Source organism: Pedobacter sp. L105 (assembly GCF_009765875.1).
Classification (GTDB): Bacteria; Bacteroidota; Bacteroidia; order Sphingobacteriales; family Sphingobacteriaceae; genus Pedobacter.
Window position 1 is genome coordinate 229226 of the sequence record NZ_LMUP01000008.1, and the last position, 20149, is coordinate 249374.

The 20149-nt window shown below is 42.3% G+C and carries 15 protein-coding genes; 9 read left to right on the forward strand and 6 right to left on the reverse strand.

All coding sequences use genetic code 11. From position 1 onward, the window contains the following. The first annotated feature begins 129 nt into the window (after window positions 1-129). Window positions 130-681 (forward strand): NADPH-dependent FMN reductase, encoded by a 552-nt coding sequence (locus GSQ84_RS16245; RefSeq protein ID WP_158798332.1) that lies wholly within the window; start codon window positions 130-132, stop codon window positions 679-681. A gap of 33 nt (window positions 682-714) precedes the next feature. Then, entirely contained in the window at window positions 715-2019 is a 1305-nt protein-coding gene (locus tag GSQ84_RS16250) for a cobyrinate a,c-diamide synthase (RefSeq protein WP_158798333.1), read from the forward strand. A gap of 3 nt (window positions 2020-2022) precedes the next feature. Here the strand turns inward: GSQ84_RS16250 and cobT are convergent, their stop codons facing one another. After that, a complete protein-coding gene (gene cobT / locus GSQ84_RS16255) occupies window positions 2023-3687 on the reverse strand; it encodes a nicotinate-nucleotide--dimethylbenzimidazole phosphoribosyltransferase (RefSeq protein WP_158798334.1) in 1665 nt (554 codons plus the stop codon). 152 nt (window positions 3688-3839) lie between these two features. Between cobT and cobI the strand changes: the two genes are divergently transcribed. The 7 genes from cobI to GSQ84_RS16290 are packed head-to-tail and all read left to right on the forward strand — an operon-like array spanning window position 3840 to window position 11484. Beyond that, complete coding sequence (gene cobI, locus GSQ84_RS16260) at window positions 3840-4535, forward strand: precorrin-2 C(20)-methyltransferase (RefSeq protein WP_158798335.1); 696 nt, start codon at window positions 3840-3842, stop codon at window positions 4533-4535. After that, window positions 4532-5893, forward strand: a complete 1362-nt coding sequence (gene cobJ, locus GSQ84_RS16265) for a precorrin-3B C(17)-methyltransferase (protein WP_158798336.1) — start codon at window positions 4532-4534, stop codon at window positions 5891-5893. Before cobI ends, cobJ begins: the two co-directional genes overlap by 4 nt. Before the next feature lie 12 nt (window positions 5894-5905). Further along, entirely contained in the window at window positions 5906-7090 is a 1185-nt protein-coding gene (cbiE, locus tag GSQ84_RS16270; protein ID WP_158798337.1) for a precorrin-6y C5,15-methyltransferase (decarboxylating) subunit CbiE, read from the forward strand. 2 nt (window positions 7091-7092) lie between these two features. Continuing rightward, on the forward strand, window positions 7093-8943 hold the full coding sequence (gene cobM, locus GSQ84_RS16275; protein WP_158798338.1) for a precorrin-4 C(11)-methyltransferase: 1851 nt from the start codon (window positions 7093-7095) through the stop codon (window positions 8941-8943). Next, window positions 8944-9675 carry a precorrin-6A/cobalt-precorrin-6A reductase gene (locus GSQ84_RS16280; RefSeq protein ID WP_158798339.1) on the forward strand — a complete coding sequence of 244 codons (732 nt, stop codon included), beginning with the start codon at window positions 8944-8946 and terminating at the stop codon, window positions 9673-9675. Continuing rightward, the gene (locus tag GSQ84_RS16285) at window positions 9672-10775 is read left to right on the forward strand and encodes a cobalt-precorrin-5B (C(1))-methyltransferase (protein WP_158798340.1); all 1104 of its coding nucleotides are present in this window, start codon (window positions 9672-9674) and stop codon (window positions 10773-10775) included. The genes GSQ84_RS16280 and GSQ84_RS16285 overlap by 4 nt, the downstream gene beginning before the upstream one ends. Beyond that, window positions 10762-11484 (forward strand): cytochrome c biogenesis protein CcdA, encoded by a 723-nt coding sequence (locus GSQ84_RS16290; protein WP_158798341.1) that lies wholly within the window; start codon window positions 10762-10764, stop codon window positions 11482-11484. The genes GSQ84_RS16285 and GSQ84_RS16290 overlap by 14 nt, the downstream gene beginning before the upstream one ends. A 57-nt stretch (window positions 11485-11541) precedes the next feature. Here GSQ84_RS16290 and GSQ84_RS16295 read toward each other — a convergent pair whose 3' ends face one another. From GSQ84_RS16295 to cobN, 5 genes are all read right to left on the reverse strand, one after another. Then, entirely contained in the window at window positions 11542-12480 is a 939-nt protein-coding gene (locus tag GSQ84_RS16295; RefSeq protein ID WP_216848943.1) for a sirohydrochlorin chelatase, read from the reverse strand. 97 nt (window positions 12481-12577) lie between these two features. Next, complete coding sequence (locus GSQ84_RS16300; protein WP_158798342.1) at window positions 12578-12868, reverse strand: type II toxin-antitoxin system HicA family toxin; 291 nt, start codon at window positions 12866-12868, stop codon at window positions 12578-12580. Window positions 12869-12871: 3 nt separating this feature from the next. Then, on the reverse strand, window positions 12872-13849 hold the full coding sequence (locus GSQ84_RS16305) for a hypothetical protein (RefSeq protein WP_158798343.1): 978 nt from the start codon (window positions 13847-13849) through the stop codon (window positions 12872-12874). Window positions 13850-13953: 104 nt separating this feature from the next. Then, window positions 13954-15891: a magnesium chelatase subunit D family protein gene (locus tag GSQ84_RS16310; RefSeq protein WP_158798344.1), complete on the reverse strand. Its 1938-nt coding sequence runs from the start codon at window positions 15889-15891 to the stop codon at window positions 13954-13956. Further along, window positions 15881-20149 (reverse strand): cobaltochelatase subunit CobN, encoded by a 4269-nt coding sequence (cobN, locus tag GSQ84_RS16315; RefSeq protein ID WP_174238674.1) that lies wholly within the window; start codon window positions 20147-20149, stop codon window positions 15881-15883. Before cobN ends, GSQ84_RS16310 begins: the two co-directional genes overlap by 11 nt.

The window sequence follows — 20149 nt, forward strand, 5'->3', positions numbered from 1 at the left end:
TCCTCATCACCAGTCGCTTTAAAGCCTGTTTATCAGCTATTTACTATTATTTATCGCAGACTAAAACCAGACGACAAAGGAGTCTTAATTATTCTTTTCATCGTGCCCTGATTAATTTATATTTGATTTATGAACATAGCCATCATTTCCGGAAGTGCAAGACCCGAAAGACAGTCTCATCAGGTAGCCCTTGAAGTACAGCAGCGGATCACCATATTAGGTATAGAAAACTGGTTATGGGATATCAAAGAAACAAATCTTCCTTTACTGGATTATACCTTTGATGTGCATCCCAACCCAGGCGATACTTTAAAACAACTTAAAGTTAAGCTCGACCAGACCGATGCTTTTGTCATTGTTTCTCCCGAACATAACGGAAGTTATCCCGGAGCGCTCAAAAATACAATGGATTACTTTTATAAAGAATATGTGCATAAGGTTTTTGCTATGGTAACCGTATCAAACGGAGTTTTAGGCGGCATCAATGCGTTGAAAAACCTCCAGCATTATGCATTAAAGATCAACGGCATTGTTTCTCCGGAATTTGTGATTACCCCGCAGGTACAGAATTTATTTAAAGATGGAGTACTTACAGATGAGAAATACGGACATAGAATAGATGTATTACTGAAACATTTTCTTGAATTGGCCGAAGCAGTGAAACTCATTCAAAATAAATAGTCTATTGCTGCATAATTGTTAGCTTCGCTGAAAATGAAACCTCAATTTTTAATTGCAGCTCCCCATAGTGGTGCCGGTAAAACAACCGTTACTTTAGGTATTTTAAGGGCTTTAAAAAATAAAGGCCTGCATGTTCAGCCTTATAAATGCGGTCCGGATTATCTTGACCCCAGGTTACACACCATTGCTTCCGGAGCACAAAGCATTAACCTCGACCGTTTTATGATGGATGATGAACATATCAATCATCTGTATACAAGTTATGGAAGCGAAGCCGACGTATTGGTAACTGAAGGTGTAATGGGTCTTTTTGATGGTGCCGTTAAAATGGAAGGAAGCAGTGCTGAACTGGCCCTGTTGCTTCAGATACCCGTCATCCTGGTGATCAACGCCAAAGCAATGGCCTATTCCGCGGCAGCACTTTTACTGGGTTTTAAAATGTTAATCCCCGGATTAAATATTACCGGAGTGATCTTCAATTTTGTTGAACATGAATCGCATTATAAAATACTCAAAGAGGCCGCAGAAGATGTTGGCCTTGTACCTTTGGGATTTTTACCCAATCGTGCGGATATACAAATTCCATCCAGACACCTGGGATTAAAAACAGGTGTTGAAATTGATCATGAAGGCATTATTGAAAGGGCTGCCAGCCATATTGAAAAATATATCGATCTGGATCAGCTGCTTCATATGACTACAAACACATTAAGCCCTGTTAATTTACCGAAGCAGGCACCACTTAAAAATTCAAGAAAAATATTGGTTGCCCGTGATGAAGCTTTTAATTTCATCTATCCGCAAAGCATCACCGCCTTATCTGCCCTGGGCGAAGTTAGTTATTTCAGCCCCTTAAATGATACAATCCTTCCTCCAGCCGACCTGGTCTATTTGCCAGGAGGTTATCCGGAGTTACACCTCGAAGCTTTAGCTGCCAATAAAATTTTATTGGATCAATTGGTCAGTTATGAAAAAAAAGGAGGCCGTATTTTAGCAGAATGCGGCGGCATGATGTACCTGGGCAACTACATTGCTGATGAGAATGGCAGGGAATTTCCCATGGCAGGAATTTTAAATATTGCCACCGGAATGCAGCAAAAGAAATTGTCATTAGGTTATAAACGCGTTAATATTGAGGGTATAGAATTGAAAGGACACGAATTTCATTATTCCAAATTTATAGGCACTCCGGTAACGGATACAGAGATCCAGGTGTGGAATGCCCGTAATGAATTACTTCAATTACCTGTTTTCAGAACCAAAAATATACTGGCCAGCTATTTTCATTTTTATTTTGGAGATAACATTCAGGCCATTGAAAAACTGTTATTCGGCTAAAACTTATATGTTGTTTACATCTGCATCCTCAAAACTGGCCATATCGTTCAAAAATGTAACAGCACTTTGGATCAGCGGAAATGCAACAGCACAACCTGTCCCCTCGCCTAATCGCATGTTCAATTGCAATAGTGGTTTTGCATCCAGCTGATTTAATAAAAGCTGGTGCCCCTGTTCATCCGACTGATGGCAAAATACAGCATTATTTTTTACAGTAGCATCTATTTTAAAAGCACACAGGTAAGCCACGGTACAGATAAACCCGTCAATCAGGATCAGCATATTCCTTCTTTTCGCTTCCAATATCCCTCCTGCCATTTGCATGATTTCAAAGCCACCGAAATAGGCCATTAACTGATAAATATCCTCTTCACCTTTATATCGGCTTAATGCCAGTTGTAAAATCTCCCTCTTTTTAAGCAACTGTTCTTTCTTCACGCCTGTGCCCATGCCAATGCAGTCATCCAGCGGAAGTTTTAATAAAACACTCATCAATACCGCCGCACTGGAAGTATTTCCAATACCCATTTCACCAAAACCGATGCTATTACAGCCAGCGTTAGAACTATTGGCCACTACCTCTGCTCCTTTCGCCAGACAAAGGTCCAGTTCATCCATTGACATGGCCGCAGTATGTAAAAAGGATTGTGTGCCTTTAGCTATTTTATTGTTCACCATATTTTCATGGGGCGCAAAATCATAGTTCACCCCTGCATCCACAATCTGGAGACCCAACTGGTGCTGTTTACAAAATACATTGATCGCCGCCCCGCCTTCCAGGAAATTCCCAACCATTTGATGGGTAACTTCCTGCGGATAGGCACTTACCCCGTGCTGCGCAATTCCATGGTCGGCTGCAAAAACCAACAGCTGAGGTTTAATCAGCTTGGGGTTTACTGTTTGAAAAATTTCACCAATTTGCTGAGCCAACTCTTCCAGCTTACCTAAAGCACCAAAGGGTTTAGTTTTACCGTCGATAGCAGTCTTTAGCTGTGCTGAGATATCCTCTTTATCATTGGTATTGATTACTGCTTTTTTTACAGGAGCAGGCTTAAATAATGTTTCAATTTCTTTTACCTCTGGCATAGCCGATTTGGTCTTCCAGCCCAGCTGCTGCAGCATGGGTTGTTTTTCATAATCAGTAGCCGGTTTACCTACACAGAAATAGCCCAATGGTTCCATTTCATCCGGTAAATTCAGTATTTTTTTAAACCGGTAATAGTTCAGGATAGAAACCCAGCCCATTGAATATCCCTGTTCGGTTAAAGAGAGCCAGATATTCTGAATAGCGCATACTGCACTGAATTTCAGCGTATCGTTACTGGCAACGGTCCCTATAGTGAAGTTATTTAAAACAGACCTGTCATAACAGATCACCAGGCCCAACGGGGCATCAACAATCGCTTCCAGTTTTAATGCCTGATAAACTGTTTTTTGTGCATCCGTTTCAATTTGCTGGTATGCTTTGTGGTTATACTGATCAAAGAGTTTTTTTATCTCTTGTTTAATTTCGGCCGAGTGAATGGTAAAATACCGTGTAGCATCTGTTAACCCGACACTTGGCGCCATATGCCCAGCTTGTAATGCTTTTTTCAGCACTTCATCAGGAACGGGATCATTGGTGAAATGCCGGGTATCGCGCCTTATTTTTAACAGCTCTTCTAACATTGTATCTTTGTATTTACAGTAGCCGTAAAACTAAGAAGAAATAGTTTATTCAGGGGGCTTGTCTAGGTTATGTACAATAATTAAGTAATTTTACGAGATTCAAATGATGGAGATCCATTATAGATTACAGGAGAAACAATCAGCAGCATTAGGTGAATAAAATTTACGGTATTTCGTTAGGCCCCGGAGATCCGGAGCTGATCACAGTAAAGGGGCTTAAAATCCTACAGGAATCAGACATCATCTTCTATCCGGGATCCCTTTTCGAAGATGGAAGAAAAGAAAGTTATGTATTGCCCATGCTGGAAAGTTATCACCTTGATCCTGCCAGGTTGCAGGGTTTCTTTTTGCGTATGGGCCTGGACAGAACTGCGGCCGAAGAAACTTATGATCAGACAGCGGCTCAATTGCACAGCGCCTGGCAGGAAGGCAAAAAAGTAAGTATCGTTTGCGAAGGCGATCTGAGTTTTTATGCTTCTTTTTCTTATTTATTAGAACGGCTTAAAGCCGAAAATATAACTATAGACCTGGTTCCAGGCATTAATTCCTTTTCTTTGGGTGCAGCAAAACATCAGGTTCCTTTATGTTTGCAGCAGGAGAAACTGGCTGTCCTTCCCCTAACTGCCAGCATAGAAAAAATAGAACAGACTTTTGAAGAATTTGATACGATCATTCTGATGAAGATCAGGATGGGCTGGAAAGAACTGTTTCCGGCTTTGCTGACAAAAAAATGGACTTATTATTACTGTGAACGTTTAGGTACGGCAGTAGAATATATTACTGCTGATATCACTTCCTTACAAAACAGGGAAATTCCCTATTTCTCTTTATTAATTATTAAAAAATGATCAAAGTTGTTGGCATTGGCCCGGGAGGCAGAGAGTATCTCCTTCCTATTGCTCAAAAAGCTATACAGGAAGCCGATGTAATTATCGGTTACCATTATTACTTCCAGTTTATTGCAGATATTATCCGCGAAGGAACCCTTTGCATAGGCAAAGAGTTAAGTGAAGAGGAAAAAAGAGCGGAGATTGCCATTGAAAAAGCCATTGAAGGTTATAATGTAGTGGTTATAGGTTCCGGAGATGCCGGAATTTATTCCATGGCTTCTATTGTTTACCAGAAAGTTGCACAATCCGGAGAAGATATCGAACTGGAAACTATTCCCGGAATTTCCGCTTTTGTTGCTGCAGGAAGTAAACTGGGTGCTGTTTTAGGCCATGATTTTTGCTGCATTTCCCTGTCTGATCTGATGACACCCTGGAAAACTATTCAAAAGCGCATAGAAGGGGCTGCACTGGGAGATTTCGTGACTTCAATTTATAACCCTAAAAGTATCAAAAGATACTGGCAACTGAATAAGCTGAAATCAATTTTTCTACTGCACAGGAGCCCTGAAACACCAGTTGCGATCTGCTATCAGCTGGGAAGACCAGAGGAAAAGATCACATTCACCACTTTAGCAGCACTAAATATCGATGACGTAGATATGTTTAGCCTGGTGGTGATTGGCAACAGCCAGACATTTCAATATAAAAATCACCTGATTACCCCAAGAGGATACCTCAACAGGAAACCCGAAACAGGCCCCGAGATACAGGAAGCAAGTTTCCAGGAGATCATTGCACAGCTGGAAACAGAAAAATATCCTAAAGATTTTCTTTGGGCAGCCATCCGCTGTATCCACACTTCGGGCGATCTGGATTATATCAACTATGTAAACGCGTCAGCTAATGCCATATCCATTATACACGATTATCTGATAAAAGGGGGAACTATAGTGACTGATGTAACGATGGTACAGGCAGGTATAACCAAAGCTTTTACAGAAAAATATGGAAATCAGATCGTTTGCCTGTTAAATACAGAAGAAACGCTTTTACTGGCTAAAAACGAGAACTTAACACGTTCACAGGCAGGAATTAAACTGGCCGCAAAACAATATCCAGAAGCACTTTTTGTGATTGGAAATGCACCTACGGCATTAATTGAAATTGCCGACCAGGTAAAACAGGGCCTCCTTCATCCGGCAGGAATTATTGGGGCGCCTGTTGGTTTTGTCAATGTGATAGAATCAAAAGAACGCCTTAAATTGCTTTCTTTACCCTATGTGATCATTGAAGAAAAACGTGGCGGAAGTAACTTTGCAGCTGCAATAGTAAATGCCGCTTTTACACTGGATACTGCTGGTATATATTTAAACTAATGAACTAAACAGATGATCTTCCACGTCATAGGCATAGGCAATAAAGAACCTGATTTCCCTGAACAATTGATGTCTTTAATTCAAAGACATCAATTGTTCAGCGGGGGACAGCGTCATTATGATCTGGTGAGACATCTATTACCTGATACGCACCGCTGGATAGGGATTAAATCTCCGATGGATCATCTATTTGAGCTTTACCAGCAAGCGAACCAGCCTATCGTGGTATTTGCAAGCGGCGATCCTCTTTTTTATGGCATGGCAAATACACTCCGCACAAAATATCCGGAGGCAGAGATCCATACTTACCCATATTTCAGTTCCATTCAATTACTGGCCCACCGTGCAAGTATCAGTAACAATCTCCTTCGCACAGTAAGTGTGCATGGAAGGACATGGGCTGCTCTTGACGAGGTTGTTATCCGGCAGGAACCTTTAATTGGAGTATTAACCGATGTGGAAAAATCCCCTTCAGCCATTGCTAAAAGGTTATTGAATTATGGTTATACCAATTATTCCATCTGGATTGGTGAAGATCTGGAAGGGGAACATGAACAGGTTAGACATTTCTCCCTGGAAGAAGCTGTTAAAGAAAATTTTCATTCCCTGAACTGTGTGATTTTACAAAAAGAGATACATAGGGATATTCCTTTTGGTATTGAAGATACTGCTTTTGAAGGATTAGAAGGACGCCCGAACATGATCACAAAAATGCCTGTTCGTTTATGTTCATTGCATGCATTGGATCTGGGATCGAAAACTGTTTTATGGGATATAGGTTTCTGCACAGGTTCTTTGAGTATAGAAGCAAAGCTCCGTTTCCCCGGACTGGCTATTCACGCCTTTGAAAAAAGAAAAGAATGTCTGGAGATCATTGAAAATAACCGGTTTAAACATGGAACCCCTGGAATTAACGTTTATATGGGTGATATATTTGAAACAAATTTTACGCAGATCAGTCAGCCACAAGCCGTATTTATAGGCGGCCATGGAGGCCGGTTAAATGAACTGCTGCAGAAAGTCAATTCCTGCCTGATTGCAGGTGCTGTCATTGTGATGAATGCAGTGCAGGAAGATTCCATTACAGACTTTATAGCTTTTTCCGGTCAGGTGAACTGGAAATTAGAACAACCCTTAAAACTCAGGGTAGATCAGCACAATGAAATCACCATTTTGAAAGCGATAAAAGAAACTTGATCATGTTAAAAGAGGAAAAAGTGTGCATTGTAACTTTTACGGATAGCGGATTAGCCATCGGTAAGGTGATACAGAAAGAATTTCAGCGCAGCAAATTATACACTACCCGTCAAACGGAATATTCAAAAAATATACTCAAATTAGAGGACCTGGATGTTTTACTGCAGGCACAATTCCAGCGTTATGATGTATGGGTCTTTGTGGGTGCACTGGGAATCTGTGTACGAAGCATTGCCCCTTATATTAAAAGTAAAACCACAGATCCTGCGGTGATCAACATCGACGACCAGGGAACTTTTGTGCAGTCGGTGCTCAGCGGACATATGGGAGGTGCTAATGAACTGACAAGAAAGTTAAGTCGTGTGCTACAGGCTCAACCTGTGATCACTACTTCAAGCGATCTTCAGGAGTTATGGGCACTGGACTTATTGGCGGAAAAGTTTAGCTGGTCGGCAACCCCCGGCGAATCCCTCAACCAGATTATTTCGCTGTTTGTGAACAACAGGCCCACTGCTCTTGTTCTCAAAGTAAAAGATGCAGGAACCGGTTATCTGGAAAAAACAAAACCAGCCTTTACAGATATCTATTATGATCTTTCCGAATTGGATCAGAACAATTATGAATTGCTGATCTATGTAGGTTATGAGCTTTTTGAAAGTTCTATACCTGCCCTGTCCTTTTATCCAAAATGTTTAAGCTTAGGCAGCGGCTGTTCAAAAGACATAGAACCAGAGTTGTTTGAAGAACGCTTATTGAAACAGCTGGCTGAGGAAAACATAGCTTATCAAAGTATAGCTGTTTTAACTTCCGTTGATATCAAATCAAAAGAAGAAGCTTATTTAAGGGTTTCCGATAGGTATAACTGGGATTTCATTACCTATTCTGTTGAAGATTTAGAAAAAGTAACACTGGCCAATCCATCTGAAATGGTGATGGAAAAAATAGGCGTACAGGGAGTGTCTGAAAGTTCGTCGGCTTTAGCAGCTGATGCAACTTCCTGGCTCATAGAAAAAACAAAAGCAGAGGTTTCCTCAGGAAAAATGTTTACCCATGCCGTTTGCCTGGTTAAATCTTTTGAGCGGGGCGGAATGATTGCTATCGTAGGTGCAGGTCCGGGAGCTCCCGAGCTGATCACCCTAAAAGGCAAGGAACTGCTTGAAGCGGCCGACTGCATTTTATACGCAGGAAGTCTTGTCCCTGAAGAACTAACGCAGTTTGCCAAACCTACTGCCCTGGTGAGAAATTCGGCCTCTATGACCCTGGAAGAACAGGTAGAGCTGATGGACCTCATGTACAAACAGGGGAAACTGATTGTGCGTTTACATTCTGGCGATCCGTCCATCTATGGGGCGATACAGGAACAAATGACCATCTTCGATGAAAGAAATTATAACTATTTCATTGTCCCCGGTATCTCCTCCTTCCAGGCCGCAGCAGCCTATTTAAGGTCGGAATTTACCATTCCTGAAGTAGCCCAAACCATTATCCTTACCCGCGGGGAAGGAAATACCCCGATGCCCGAACACGAGAAACTGGAAGAGATGGCAAAACTGCGGGCTACCATGTGTATCTTCCTCAGTGCCGGCATTGTTAAAAAAGTGGAAGGACAACTCTTACAGCATTACCCACCTGAAACCCCTCTGGCGGTACTTTACCGTGTAAGCTGGAAAGATGAGAAAGTATGGACAGGAAAGCTGGATGAGCTGAGCGAGATCATCAAGGACAATAAGTTAACCCGTACCGTGTTGATCATCGTAGGCGAAGCCATAGGTGCACGTAAAAACCGCTCCTGGCTGTATGGCGATAACTGGTATCATATTTTCAGAAAAAAAGACGGTATAAAATCTATTTAAATGATTCTATTACTTGGTGGAACAACAGAAGCGAAACAAGCTGCCGCCTGGTTAGAGGAGGCGGGGCTGGAGTATATCTATTCTACCCGGACAGAGGTGAAGTCTGAAGGTAAAGGAAAATACAGGTACGGAAGCTTAACCGTAGAGGGAATAAAAGAATTCTGCGGGGTAAATGGAATCTCTTATATTATTGATGCCTGCCACCCTTTTGCAAAAGAGTTACATGCCACGGCTGCTAGTTTAGCTAGTGAAATTCCTGTGATCCGCTTTGAAAGAGAGTTTTCAAAGCGGATTAAAGATCCATTGGTTCATTATGTAGATGATTATGCGGCAGCTTTAATCCAGATTAAACAGCTGGGCTATCAGTCTATGCTGGCCTTGACAGGTGTACAGTCTATCCCCCACCTCAGCAGCTTCTGGCAAGATTATCCCTGCTGGTTCCGTATCCTTGACAGGGAATATTCGATAGATTTTGCAGCACGGTACCATTTTCCTGAAAAAAATCTTCTCTTTGGACTTCCACAGGAAAAAAGTGAAGAAATTGAGCTGTTTAACCGCTTAAAACCTGAGGTGATCATCACCAAGGAAAGTGGATTAAATGGTAGGCTGAATGCAAAAACCGAAGCCGCAATTGCCTGCCATATTCCTATATTTATCCTCATTAAGCCCGAGCTGTCTGCTTTATTTAAAGTTGTGCACAACAGGCAGGAGCTACTAAACAGTATCCAATGAGTGAACTGCAACCCATACCGGACGGTCCTTTAAGAACAGGGTTCACCACAGGTGCCTGCGCTACAGCCTGTACAAAGGCTGCTTTACAGGCACTGATCCTGCAGCAAAAGGTGGAAGACATTACTATTTTGCTGCCCATCGGACAGGAACAGTCTTTTCACCTGAGTACCTGTGAGTTTACTGAAGATCAATGTACGTGTACCACAAAAAAAGATGCCGGAGATGACCCCGATGTAACACATGGGGCAATCATTGGTTCAATGGTTAGTTTAAATGACTCCGGCAAAATCATCTTTTTACAGGGAACAGGTGTGGGGAAAGTGACCTTACCCGGTCTGGACATTGGCGTAGGAGAACCTGCCATTAACCCCGTTCCGCGGCAAATGATCACTAACGCCTGTAAAAAGCTGCTGTCTGATCATCAGCTGGATCATAAAGGCATCGCGATAACTATTTTTGTAGAGGATGGCGCAGTCATTGCCAAAAGAACATTAAATGAACGCCTGGGAATTATTGGCGGAATCTCCATCTTAGGCACAACAGGTATCGTTACCCCCTTTTCTGCATCTTCCTATATTGCCAGTATCACACAGGGTATAGATGTAGCCGTGGCAAATGGCTCAGATGAGCTGGTAATCAATTCCGGTGCAAGGAGTGAAAAGAACCTGAAACTTTTATTCCCCTCATTACCAGATTTTGCTTTCATACATTATGGCAACTGGATCGGAGAAACATTGGAAAAAATAGCCATCAGTCCCATTAAAAAGGTTAACCTTGGTATTATGCTGGGAAAGTCCGTTAAGCTGGCAGAAGGTATGCTGGATACCCACAGCGGCAAGAATACCTGGAACAAGGAGTTTGTCTGGCAGCTGGCTAAAGATGCCGGTTATCCTGATGAATTACTATCCGAAATTTTACTGTTTAACATGGCGGGGCGATTAACCGAATTGTTTAGCTTTGCCGCCGCTGAACCATTTTACCAGGCGCTGCTAAAAGCCTGTTATGAAAATTGTTCGGCCTTAATTCCATCTGCTGAACTGGTGTTATTCCTGATCAGTAAAGACGGAGCCTATATAAAATATCCGAATGAGTTTTCTTAGCATAAGCCGCCCGCTGATCGCAGGCATTTTACATTCTTTTGAACCCGACCATGTAACAGCCGTGTCGGTATTAGCCTCTGAACAAGCTGTAAACAAAAAAAGAATATCCTGGTCGGTAATTTTCAGGGCCTCCCAGTGGGCATTGGGACACTCTGTTACATTGATTATTTTTGGGGTAATTGCGCTGATCTTCAAAGCGTCTCTGCATCGTTATGTTACTCATATTTCTGAATGGGCGGAGATCTGCGTAGGGCCTATCATGATTATCTTAGGTATCAGGGCCATCAGGAGTAATTATAAGATCAATGAAATGATCCAGGATAACAAAAAGATCGAAGCCCATGATCACCTGCCATCTAATCCTATTCACCTGCATGGAAAAAAAGGAGAGGAAATTGCCATGAACCCTTTAACAAGGTCGTTCTGGGTAGGTATGCTTCACGGACTGGCAGGAACAGGCGGCGCATTAACTACAGCACTGGTAATCAGTGCACCTACAATTGCAGCTTCTATCTGGGTGTTGATCATCGAATCGGCAGGGATCATCCTGGCAATGGGTGTTTACAGTTACGTGCTGATCCATACCATGAGCAGGTTTTTAGAAAAAAATACTGCCGTATTCAAATGGATGAACGGAATTGCAGGTTTAGGATCGATTACGATTGGCTGTATCTGGATTTACAACCTGATTTTAACACCGCTGATTTAATAATTTACTATCTCAAAACAGCCCTCGTGAATTACAGCGGTCTTTTTTTCTGATTTTTTAAATTCCCAGCAGTTTTTTAAACTGACTGCCGATTGAATTCTTTTTTTCGCCTACTTTTTCGTCTTCTTCATACAACACACCTTTTACATTGAGGTGGTGGCCGATTTGTTCTTTTCCAACTTCATCCTCGAAACCAATGATCTGCCTGCGGTATTTGCAAAGCTGACAGTTCATGTTTCCCTCGCCGTTTATGGCCTGTTCCAAACGGCTGTCAAATGCTTTTAGCATCAGTTCATCTGTTCCAAAAGGAGCTGTATAGATAAATTCCTGGGAGGAAAGACTGTTCTTTTCTTCCAGCGCAGCATATATCCTGTCCAGTAAAATACCGGTAAAGAAAAAGAAGGGAATAACAATAGTTCTTTTGAAACCCAGTTTTTCTACCATAGCCAAAGACTGTTCTACAGAAGGATAAGCGGTACCGCTAAATGCAGTAGTGGCAAAGCCGAAACCCATTCCTTCCCATAACATGCCCATGAGTTTAGTAACATCACTATTGGCATCGGGATCGGTAGTTCCCCTTCCCACTACCACCAGGCAGGTTTCCTTACGATCTAAGGGACTTAAGTTAAGTTCTGTTTCTTCAATTCTCTTTTTTGCAAGGTCTAAAACAAAAGAGTTTACACCTATCGGGCTGGCCATTTTTATTTCCAGATCAGGATAGTAAGACTGGATGGTGTTCAGTTCGTAGGGAATATCATTTTTGGCATGGGAACCGGCAAAAAGAATAACGGGCAGTGCATAGATTTTACGTATTCCCTTGCTGTATAAACGTTCTACGGAAGCTTCGTATAAGGGGTGGTTAAATTCTAAAAAACCATAATCCACTTCATAGTTATCTTTGTAGCGGTCTTTTAAGATCTCTACTAATTTTTTAAATTCGTCTACACCGGCAGTTTTTCTGGTACCGTGACCGCAAAGTAATATTCCTTCTTTCATCAGCATGGTAAATTTGAACAATGAAATATTAATTAACTAATCATCATTGATCGATCAAATATAGATCATAATGTTAAAATTATAACCACCAGATATTTTAAATTGAATTTGATTGTTTAAGCATCTCAATGTATTCGTTTTGCGTCATAGGGCAATCCAGGAACCTTTCAGCAGATCTGGTATTATTAAACCGAAGTTGTTGTTTTATTTTTTGCATGAGATTGGTCCCATAATCTTCGGTTCTTTTACTATGACTTAAATAGGTATATATATCTGTCTTTTTACCATCATAATGCAGAATATAATATTTATGATGACTTTCTTCATTGGAGATAAATCCCTTTTTCAACAAAGCTTTTTCAATGTCTTTTGGTTTTCGTGCCCTCATAATTTATGATATGATAAGTTTAGACAGGTTCTCTTTAATAACCTGGGCTTTTGGCATTAGATTTTCATTCTTTTCCAGATAGATATTTGTGATAGTCTGTTTTAGCATAAAGTCAAAAGCTGCTTCTGCTTCTTCCCTATCTTTACCCCATACCTCAATATTTAAATTGAGATATTTTATATAAAACAGATCATCCTCATAACTTACATCAGCACTCAACTTATTATTGAATAAGTAGTTATGGTGATCAACTTTAATTTTACTGAGCTGGTAAGGATACACCGCTAATTCTAATTTTTCTGTTGCAAGAACTTTTGAATATTGTTTTTTACCTGTTATATCATTTTCATCACTTGCAGTAACGTACATGGCATGTACCGATTCTCTTAAATCCATATCTTTTGTTTGCTTTATTTTTGGAATCAATTGATTAACAACTTTTTTGCTTAGACCGTCTGATATTTTTTTTAGGTTATTCTTATTAGATCCGCAGTAAAAGTCAAAATGTTTATTTTTATATATATTGGTTAAAAAAGGTTTATAGATCTCATTACGTTCTTCACCAGAATATGTCTTAGAAATGCGTTCTACAAATTTTTCGTCACTAAAATCTGCATAAATTACATCGTTCTTAAAATCATTGAAAATCTGCTTTTTTTTCTCTGAACTGATTTTACGGCCCGTATAATCAAGTACCGTTAAAGTATCAGGAATAACAGCCGCTCCAAAACTTGAAAAATCCAGATCAACAATCAATAACTCATTGTCTCTGATAAAAGGTATTGGTTCTTTCAGCTGGTTGGACTGAGCATATGCAGAATCTTTATTTAACTGAATTTCAAGAAAATTCTTATAAGATTGGTTAATACAATTCAGCACTTTTATCAAACCATGGACATTAATTGCCCTTGCAATTTTTTCTTTTGCTTCAAGCCTGACGTAAACGGCTTCTTTCTTTAATCGATTGATATATTCTTTCATGGAAATTACATTACAAATTAAACACAAATTTAATTAATAAAATAATTTATTTTCCTTTTTATTTCAACTAAAGTTAATTTCCTCGTTTTAAGCCTAAAATAGCATTATAATAGGTGACTGATCAGCGGGGTTAAATGTTCTTCCGAAATATCATCCAGGGATTGGTATTGTCCGCCTAGTGCAACTGCCAGTTCTGCGGCCTTGTCCAGGTTAAAGTAATTGGATTCCGTATTTAATACCAAAGATTTAATATTCATTTTTTTCAATTGAGCGGCCAATACCAGGCTCTGGTGCCATGGATCGCTTTCCCCTCCCAGGGCTACATTAGCTTTACCGTCGGTTAGCATTACCACTATAGGATGGTAACCCTTTTGATCATATTGCTGTAACAGCTGGATGGTAGTTTGCAGGGCATGGGGTAAAGGGGTGCGCCCTCCTGTAGGCAGGGTTCTCATTGCCTCTTCTGCCCTTTCAATGCTTTGTGTGGGCTGAAGCAATACCTGTGCTGCTATTCCTCTGAAAGCAATAACCCCTACGGTATCACGTTTCTGATAAGCATCTTGCAACAAGCTGAAAACTGTTCCTTTCACGGCTTCCATTCGTTTACTTGCCGCCATTGACCCAGAGGCATCTACCACAAACAAAATGAGATTGCTGATCTTGCTGCTTCGTTTTTTTTGATGGAGATCATTGATGGTAATATTCAGTTCTTCCGGATTTCTTAAAATAGCATGAAGCACAGTTGCTTCTATTGCGATATCCTTAGCGTTTTTGGCAGGTTCAGCCCCGATAGACTTGCCCCTTGTTAAATTTAATGCGCTGCTGCGTCTGCCTGTTAACGGAGCCTGTTCTGATTTGCTTATGTAACCTTCTATTTTTGGTAAAGTGACCGGATTAATTACGCCAAATAATCGCTCTGCTATATTTCCTCCCTGGTTTTGTTCTTTACCGTTGACATCTTCATCAGTGTCTATTTGATCTCCACCAGGGTCTTCATCATTGGATGTTTCGTTAGGATGATCTTTAGATTTATCTGGCCGATCTTCAGCTTTATCCTCCCTGCCTGAATAGGAAGTCTGATTTTGTTGGGGTGCCTGGTTTTTCTTCAGGGGTTCATTATTTTCATTCTTCCCTGGTTCTTTCTTTCCGGCTTCCTTTGACTGCTGAGGTTTTGGCGAAGCCGGTGGTTCTGCAAATGGATTTTTCCTGCTGCGATGAGCCAGGGCCAGTTCCGCAGCCTCATTAATATCAGCTTCATTAACCTCGCTACGCTGATCTAGCGCAGCAATGGTAATAGCCGTTTTATACATCACAATATCTGCACGAAGACTTTTCACCTGTAAGCTGGTAGTCAGCTGGCTAATCATCGTAAGCAGGTCATCATTCAGCTGAACAGCAGGCAGCAATTCTTTGGCCTTAAAAACCTGCTGTTGCAATACCTGCTGTGCGGCTTCCCATTGTTTTATAAAAGCAACAGGATCGTTTTCAAAGGCAATCCTGTGACGCACTACTTCCGTTCTTTCTGCTACCTCAACAGGGGCTTCTACATGAAACATCAGGCCAAAGCGGTCTAAGAACTGCGGCCTGAGCTGTCCTTCTTCGGGGTTCATTGTTCCGATCAGGGTGAACCTTGAAGCGTGACTAAAAGATAAGCCATCACGCTCTATGATATTTTCTCCGGAGGCCGCTACATCCAGTAGCACATCTACCAAATGATCGGACAATAGATTTACTTCATCGATATATAAGATCCCTCCATGAACTGCAGACAACAATCCAGGCTGGAATTTCTTTTTCTTTTCTACCAGTACAGCTTCCAGGTCGATGCTGCCCAAAACCCTTTCTTCAGTAGCTCCAAGCGGCAAATTAACAAAGGGAGCCGCTATGACTTCAGCCAGGGCGCGGGCAGCAGTGCTTTTTGCTGTTCCTTTATCACCCTGTATCAGCAGACCGCCGATGCCCGGGTTAATGGCACATAACAGCAAAGCTTTTTTAAGCCGTTCCTGTCCTACGATCGCTGTAAAGGGATAATTAGATTTCATTTTTCGCTTCTAATAAAGTTTCACTTTCTAAATATAACTCCTGCAGCGCCTGTGTGGTTGTTGCCGGGGCCGACCACATTTCACGTTGTATCGCTTCCAGCAGCCTTTCGGTAATTGCATGTAATGCCCATGGGTTATTCTCCGCAAAAAAATCCTGCATATCCTTATTCAATGCATAGTTTTCTGCTATTTCCTGGTACATCCAATCGTCAACTACCTGCGCTGTGGCATCGTAGCCAAATATATAATCTACTGTGGTAGTTAATTCCAATCCACCTTTATAACCATGTTTTTTTATACTGTCCAGCCATTTAGGGTTAACAACCCTGGAGCGGAAAACGCGCAGTACTTCTTCTTTCAAATCCCTCACCGCTGCGCGGTCGGGATTTTGCGTATCCCCAAAATAACTTTTAGGCTGCTGCCCCGTTAAGCTGCGGATTGAAGCGATCATACCACCATGGAACTGCAGATAATCGTCACTATCAAAAATATCATGTTCCCTGTTATCCTGGTTATGCAAAGCTACTTCTACCACCGACAATCGTTTTTTAAATTCCTCCCGCGCATCTACTCCGCTAACGCCCCTGGTATAAGCATAACCTCCCCAATTGATATAAGCAGATGCAAAATCAGCATCAGAACTCCAGTTTCTTTCCTGGATCAGCGGTAAAATACCTGCCCCATAACTTCCCGGAGGAGAACCAAAAATGCGGTAGGATGCTTTCTCTTCGGCTTCTTCAATAGACAGGTCTTCAGCTTTAAATCCTTCAAGGTCTTTTAAATAATGCTTGCGCACAAAGTTTCCCTCTTCGGGTTCTTCAGCGGAGATCACCAGTTGTACGGCCTCATCAATCAGTTCTATCAAATGCGGAAAAGCATCACGGAAAAATCCGCTGATGCGGGTAGTGACATCAATTCTGGGATGTTTAAGTTCATCCAGGGTAATCAGTTCCAAACCTACTACCCTTCTGCTTTCTGCCTGCCAGAGTGGCCTAACACCCATCAAGGCCAGGATTTCAGCTACGTCATCCCCCTGTGTGCGCATGGCACTGGTCCCCCAGATACTGATCGCCACATTTTCCGGGTAAAAACCTTTTTCTTTTAGATGGCGCGACAATACCTCACGCGCTAGTTGCTGTCCAACCTTCCAGGCTGCCTGCGAAGGCAAAGCCCTTGGGTCTACACTATAAAAATTACGTCCTGTAGGTAAGATATGTGCCATTCCGCGAGTAGGTGCACCACTTGGACCTGCAGGAATATATCCTCCTGATAAACCATGTAAAAGATTACTGATCTCATCATAGGTTTGCGCCAGGTTAGGGATTAAAGATTCGCAGATATAGGTCATTACTTTAATCACCTCTGCTCCTTTATCAGCCTTAAGGCTAAAAGTTTCTTCAAAGGTTTGCGGAACGGCTGCTGGTTTAAAATGATATTGATGAAGTAATTGAATCAGGTGATTACCCAATTCATCGATCACTTCCAAAGCATCGGCAGCGGTAATAACAGGCCGGCCGGCTAGCCTGATAAAATCTTCAGGGACAGCATCCAAACGCTGTCCTTTATGATCAAGGAGTGCATTGATATCAAATTCAAAAAGAGCAGCAAGCTGAGTAGTTAACCCAGGTACGCCAATATTGGATAATCGGGTGAGCGACTGCAGCATATCTATCAATGCTTTACCTTCAGGTGCCTGCCCTAAAGTATGCAGGCCGTTCCGAATCTGGGCAGCACCCAGTTCACAGAGGTAACCATCAATATCTTCAATTAAATGCGCCACATCCTTACCATCCATTTCAGCGATGCTGACCGGCACTCCTTCCGGCGTCATTTCATCGTCCCACTCATGAACATGGTCGCCATGATCACGTTTAAGCATTACCGACAGGTCTTTATCCAAGTTAGTCTTTTTAATCAGCTCCCAGATCTCCTGCTGCAGCAGCGGAAGTTTTGAAGGGTCTAAAGTTTCCACCTGGTAATACTCATCTACCAGCTGGGTGAGCAGGGCTAGTTCGCCGTAACTATCTGCAGAGGTCATTGCCGGAGTCAAATGGTCTACCACTACGGCATGTGCGCGACGTTTAGCCTGTGAACCTTCGCCCGGATCATTAATAATAAAAGGATAAAAAAGCGGCATATCTGCCAAAAAAGCATCCGGAAAACAGTTTTCCGAAAGACCTATTCCTTTTCCGGGCAGCCATTCCAGCGTACCATGTTTACCCACATGTACAATCGCATCAGCGCCCCAGTCGTTACGCAGCCATTGATAAAAGGCATAATAATGATGTGTTGGCGGCAAGTCTGGCTGATGATAAATGGCATCGGGATCCATACCATAACCGCGGGGCGGCTGCAAGGCTACAATCACATTTCCCAGATCAAGACCTGCAAAAGAAATATGTCCGTCATGTATATAGGTTTCTCCGGGGGCTGCGCCCCATTGTTTTTCTATTTTTTTCTGTAAGGTTTCAGGGAGTTCCTTAAACCAGCCGGCATACCGTTCAAATGACACCCGGCCTGCCGCATTGGCCAGCTGCTGTGAACTGAGGTAAGTTTCATCATAGGAACAGCGGTTGATCAGCTCATGAATTAGCTGGGTACCAGAAGCAGGAAGTTCATTGAGCTGGTAACCTTCTGCCTGCATGGCCTGTAAAATAGCCATCAGAGATTCCGGGGCATCCAGCCCAACAGCGTTGCCTATCTGTGAGGCCTTGCTGCTTGAATTGGTAAAAATAAAGGCTATCTTTTTTTTAGGATTAGGCAAATGGTGTAAACGGGCAAATCGGGCAGCCAAACCGGCAACACGTTCTATCCGGTCTTCCAGAAATTCATATCCTTTAGCTTCCCTTCCCTTCTCTTTAAAGGAGATGGGTACGGTAATGATACGTCCGTCAAATTCCGGGATCGCCACATTCATTGCGGTATCCAGTGGATTTAGCCCTCGGCTGGAAGATTCCCATGCTCCGCGGGACATGCCACTGGTAATGGCCTGTAAAATGGGCACATCGAGTTTACTCAATATATTTTCACCGATATCGCCCGAATTGCTGTCCTGCATAGCAAAAGAAACCGTATTGACCAATACATCAATGCGGCCATCTTTAAAAAATTCAAATGCGGAGGGCCATCCCGATATCGGGTCTGTAGCTTTTAAAGAAGCTGTAAATATGGGCAGCACATTCAGGTCCCTGTCTTCCAGTGATCTGATCAGTGCATCTATAAAAGTGGTATTGCCGCTGATATAATGGGCACGATAAAAAGTAATACCTACACTGGCCCAGGAAGGATTTCGTCTTTGTTCCCAATCCTGTAAAGTAGCATTTTCAGGAAGATCAGGGTGATAAATACCATGTTGCGGCAAAATAACCGGGGCATCGAAGCCAAAGCCGGTCATCAATAGCCTGTCTGACAGGAAATGCAGCAATGAAGCCATATTGATATGGCCCCCTGCGTCCAGGTAACTTAAAGTTTCCTGTAAAATATCAGGTGAAACGGTAGATGCCGCCGCATATTCGGGATTAAAATCACCGGTTCCGCTAACAATGATCAAATGCTGGCCTTGCTGCTGAACCCTTTGAACGAGCTCACTGAAACCGGGAATACTGCTTGGACGTCCGAGTATCCGCAGCACAATAATTTTTGCACTGCCAATCTCCCTGTCCAGCAATTGTGCCATATGGGCTTCACTTTTTACAGCCTGCAGGTTGATGCCTGTTGTTTGAGGAAACTCTTCCGGCAGGGCTTGCAGTGCCCGGTGTAAAGTAAGCAGGTCGGTATCTGCATGAGTAAGAAAAACTACACCGTTCTTTTCCGTTGGTTGATTAAACTGATCTGCCTGTGCAGGGTTCTCTGAACCTTTCCAGGTATAAAACTGGAAAACATATTCATTGAGTTCTGCCGGCGGCACCAGAAAACCATCTGCAGCTACCATCGTATCGATGTAATCAAATATGGCCGTTACCTGCCAGTCGCTGTTAATAGAATGAAACCAGACCGAATGTCCGTCAAAAAGCAAAGTAACCACATTAGCCAGTGTACAGGGGCCTAAACAGCCGCCTTTTGTCATGTGTACCACATTACGCAACTTACGCCGCAGCCATTCACTTTTGTAGAGATCTACCGGTACTGCACTAAACCCGCGGTCAGTCCTTCCACAGCAGCAGGCATTATAACAATAGGATAAATGCCCTCTTCTTTGAACAAGATTGATTGCCTTTCCATCTGCCCTGGTTACCCGCTGCCGTTTAATTTCACCCAT

Coding starts and splice junctions, on each gene's coding strand:
- GSQ84_RS16245 (WP_158798332.1), top strand. CDS start 130: ATGAACATAGCCATCATTTCCGGAAGTGCAAGACCCGAAAGACAGTCT.
- GSQ84_RS16250 (WP_158798333.1), top strand. CDS start 715: ATGAAACCTCAATTTTTAATTGCAGCTCCCCATAGTGGTGCCGGTAAA.
- cobT (WP_158798334.1), bottom strand. CDS start 3,687: ATGTTAGAAGAGCTGTTAAAAATAAGGCGCGATACCCGGCATTTCACC.
- cobJ (WP_158798336.1), top strand. CDS start 4,532: ATGATCAAAGTTGTTGGCATTGGCCCGGGAGGCAGAGAGTATCTCCTT.
- cbiE (WP_158798337.1), top strand. CDS start 5,906: ATGATCTTCCACGTCATAGGCATAGGCAATAAAGAACCTGATTTCCCT.
- cobM (WP_158798338.1), top strand. CDS start 7,093: ATGTTAAAAGAGGAAAAAGTGTGCATTGTAACTTTTACGGATAGCGGA.
- GSQ84_RS16280 (WP_158798339.1), top strand. CDS start 8,944: ATGATTCTATTACTTGGTGGAACAACAGAAGCGAAACAAGCTGCCGCC.
- GSQ84_RS16285 (WP_158798340.1), top strand. CDS start 9,672: ATGAGTGAACTGCAACCCATACCGGACGGTCCTTTAAGAACAGGGTTC.
- GSQ84_RS16290 (WP_158798341.1), top strand. CDS start 10,762: ATGAGTTTTCTTAGCATAAGCCGCCCGCTGATCGCAGGCATTTTACAT.
- GSQ84_RS16295 (WP_216848943.1), bottom strand. CDS start 12,480: ATGAAAGAAGGAATATTACTTTGCGGTCACGGTACCAGAAAAACTGCC.
- GSQ84_RS16300 (WP_158798342.1), bottom strand. CDS start 12,868: ATGAGGGCACGAAAACCAAAAGACATTGAAAAAGCTTTGTTGAAAAAG.
- GSQ84_RS16305 (WP_158798343.1), bottom strand. CDS start 13,849: ATGAAAGAATATATCAATCGATTAAAGAAAGAAGCCGTTTACGTCAGG.
- GSQ84_RS16310 (WP_158798344.1), bottom strand. CDS start 15,891: ATGAAATCTAATTATCCCTTTACAGCGATCGTAGGACAGGAACGGCTT.
- cobN (WP_174238674.1), bottom strand. CDS start 20,149: ATGGGTGAAATTAAACGGCAGCGGGTAACCAGGGCAGATGGAAAGGCA.